Source organism: Flavicella sediminum (assembly GCF_006381105.1).
Lineage (GTDB): Bacteria > Bacteroidota > Bacteroidia > Flavobacteriales > Flavobacteriaceae > Flavicella > Flavicella sediminum.
This window is the reverse complement of the sequence record NZ_VDET01000032.1, coordinates 1-2590: the sequence shown is the minus strand read 5'-3', so window position 1 is coordinate 2590 and position 2590 is coordinate 1. Positions and strand designations below refer to the sequence as shown.

The following is a 2590-nucleotide window of genomic DNA, read 5'->3' as shown; positions in this document are numbered from 1 at the left end:
AAATCGTAGGATATGACCTTAGCGACAGTCTTGAGCTTAAAGGATGTGTGAGAGCTCTTAATAAAGCTGTATATCAAGCTAAAAATATTAAGGGACTTATTCATCATTCGGACAGAGGAATTCAATATTGCAGCAATGTATACACTCAAATTCTTAAAAGAAAGAAAATAAATATAAGTATGACAGAAGAAAATCACTGCTACGAAAACGCAATGGCAGAAAGGGTAAATGGAATATTAAAAGACGAATTTTATTTAGATCAAACATTTATGAATGTAGCACATGCTAAAAGAGCCGCAAAAAATGCAATTAAATTATACAACGAAATAAGATTACACTTATCTTTAGACTTTAAAACACCAAATATGGTATATAAATTATCAGCTTAATTAGCAATTTAACCTGTAGCCATATTTCAGGACTAGACATTAAAAAATAAATCTGTGAAAAAAACATTATTCTTATTATTCGTATTGTTGTCTTTAAACATTAATTATTTAATTGGTCAAAATTCAATCCTAAAGTTAAATAATCTACCTCCGACCATAGAAGTCAATGCACCGGAATTTAAAACTGAAAAGATATATCATTTCAAAATTGATACTTTTCAAAATAATCTTATTATACAGGATTTAAGGAAGTCCAAAAATAATGAGATTCATTTCTACCAATGGATCTATGAAATACCTCTAAAAAATTTAAACGATGAGAGTTTTAAACTCTCAAAAGATAGAGATCAAATTAATATTAAAATTAAACCATCTAGCCCCATAATGCATTATATGTTCCAAGATGGTAAAATAAGTTATATATCCATGAGTAATTCACTTTTCTTAGGTAAATGGAATTATTCAGATAGTCTATATACCGAATTAGTTGAACAAATTAATTTTATTTCATCTTCACTTCCATCCCTAAAATCAAAGCCTATTCAAGATAATATGATTCATACAAAATTTAAATATCTTGATAAGAATATTAAAACCGTAGATGCGAATATAATTGAAGATACAAATATTGGGAATGGATATTATTTTAAACAAATCCCTGAAAAACTTAAGTCTAAAATTATTAAATTAATTAAGAAAAAAATTAACCAGAAAAATATAAATCACCAATATCCGATACTTATTATTGTTTATTCAAGTAAAGAAGGGATTATAGAATCAGTTTTTATTGGGAATCAAACCAATGAGAAATCTTATGAAATAAACTTGAATCAATTAAATTCAAGTAAACAACAAAGTTTAAAAAAACCAACAAAGTATCTATTCCTTCTAGAATAAAACGTACTACAACACCGTATAAAGTTAATGTGGGTTTTTATGGTTTGCCCAAAGTTTTAGGCTTATTTACTGTGTCACTTATACTTATTTAAGTATTTTTAGGTCGACAAAGATAAAAACACAAAATAAGTATAAGCTTAGTGCTAGGCCGATAATCCTACGATTATCAACTCCCACACTAACCTTATACAAAACCGTTGTACCTAATTAAAATTCGATTTTTTAGATTGATAATTCAGTAAATGATTTTATCTTTGATGCTATCAAATGATAGTACCACATGAAGCCACCTTACGAGATAACATCTAAAATATTAAAATATATTACTTCTATTTCAGAGAAAATTGGAGAGGTTAATGCTAATTTTCTAAATAAACCTTCTCCACAACTGAGAAAACAAAATAGAATTAAAACGATTCATTCCTCATTAAAAATCGAGGGAAACACTCTTACGGAAGAACAAATAACTGCCTTAATTGAAAACAAAAGAATCGTTGGTCCTCAAAAAGATGTTAATGAAGTTTTAAATGCGATTGATGTTTACCAGACTTTAAAAGATTTTGATCCAAAAAGTGAAAAATCATTTTTAAAAGCTCATAATATTCTGATGAATAATTTAATTGAGAATTCAGGAAAATATAGAACTCAAGGTGTCGGGATAGTAAAAGGATCTAAAGTTGAGCACTTAGCTCCTCCTGCACAAAATGTTCCGTATTTAATGAAAGACCTTTTTAAATATTTAGAGAACTTAGAAGAGATTGAATTAATAAAAAGTTGTGTATTTCACTACGAAATGGAATTTATTCATCCATTCTTGGATGGAAACGGAAGAATGGGGAGATTATGGCAAACATTAATTTTAATGGATAAATATCCAGTATTTGAATATCTACCATTTGAAACTTTAATTAGTAAAAATCAAGAGAAATATTATCAAGCATTATCGGAAAGTGATAAATCAGGAAAATCTACAAAATTTATAGAATATATGCTGAGCATAATAGACTCTTCGATTAGTGAGTTATTAAATTTTAATAATAGAACATTTACCGAAAACGAGAGACTTGAATATTTTATCTCACTAAACAAATCTGAGTTTTCAAGAAAAGATTATATGGATGTATTTAAAGATATATCATCTGCAACTGCAAGTCGTGATTTAAAAAACGGAGTTGAAAAAAATCTATTCGGAAAAATTGGAGAATTTAATAAAACTAAGTACTTAATAAAATAACTGGGCACAACACCGTATAAAGTTAATGTGGGTTTTTATGGTTTACTCGAAAGGTTTGTGTCTTTTTACT

Annotated in this window: 3 protein-coding genes; all 3 read left to right on the top strand. The window is 27.6% G+C overall.

What is annotated here, in order from left to right:
- The coding region (locus FGM02_RS16470) for an integrase core domain-containing protein (protein WP_139959597.1) at positions 1-389 on the top strand (389 nt) is incomplete at its 5' end.
- 54 nt (positions 390-443) lie between these two features.
- Positions 444-1286: a hypothetical protein gene (locus FGM02_RS16465; RefSeq protein ID WP_139959596.1), complete on the top strand. Its 843-nt coding sequence runs from the start codon at positions 444-446 to the stop codon at positions 1284-1286.
- A gap of 280 nt (positions 1287-1566) precedes the next feature.
- On the top strand, positions 1567-2520 hold the full coding sequence (locus FGM02_RS16460; protein ID WP_139959595.1) for a Fic family protein: 954 nt from the start codon (positions 1567-1569) through the stop codon (positions 2518-2520).
- Positions 2521-2590 lie beyond the last annotated feature (70 nt).